Consider the following 784-nt stretch of genomic DNA (forward strand, 5'->3'; position numbering starts at 1 on the left):
CGCAATCGGCCGGAATACGGTTGTCCGGCACGCTGATTTCCTTGCCACTGCCCACCGCCGCCGCCAGCGCCGCCAGGGTCGGCTGGCTGAACAGCACCCGCACGTCGGCGCTCAGGCCGGCCTGGCGCATGCGCTCGATCAGCGTCACCGCCAGCAGCGAATGGCCGCCCAGTTCGAAGAAGTGGTCATGCCGTCCGACCTGCTCGATCTTCAGCACATCGGCCCAGATCTGCGCCAGGGTGTTCTCGACCTCGCCTTGCGGGGCTGCGTATTCGCGGCTGGCATAGGCCTCGGCGTCCGGCGCCGGCAACGCACGGCGGTCCAGCTTGCCGTTGGCGGTCAGCGGGAACGATGACAGCACGACAAAGGCGCTCGGCACCATGTACTCGGCCAGGGTGCTTGCCAATTGGCTGCGCAGCTCATGCACCGACAGGGTGATGCCCGGCTCGGCAATCACATAGCCCACCAGGCGCTTGGGCCCGGTTTCGTCCTGCCGGGCCAGGACCACGGCGTCTTTTACGCCAGCACATTGCCCCAACCGGGCTTCGATCTCGCCCAGCTCGATCCGGAAACCACGGATCTTCACCTGGTCGTCGTTGCGGCCCAGGTAGTCCACGGTTCCATCGACACGCCAGCGCGCCAGGTCACCGGTGCGGTAGAGCACGGCCGATGGATCGGCGCTGAACGGGTCGGCGACGAACTTCTCGGCGGTCAGCTCCGGACGATTCAAATAGCCTTTCGCCACGCCGTCGCCACCGATGTACAACTCGCCCGCCACGCCGAC

1 protein-coding gene is annotated in these 784 nt (G+C 66.8%); it reads right to left on the reverse strand.

All coding sequences use genetic code 11. From position 1 onward, the window contains the following. Positions 1 to 784: phosphopantetheine-binding protein (locus EGM97_RS26090; RefSeq protein ID WP_477788899.1), on the reverse strand; the 784-nt coding region annotated here is incomplete at both ends.

The sequence above is a fragment of the Pseudomonas sp. AF32 genome, from assembly GCF_022342325.2.
GTDB lineage: Bacteria > Pseudomonadota > Gammaproteobacteria > Pseudomonadales > Pseudomonadaceae > Aquipseudomonas > Aquipseudomonas uvaldensis.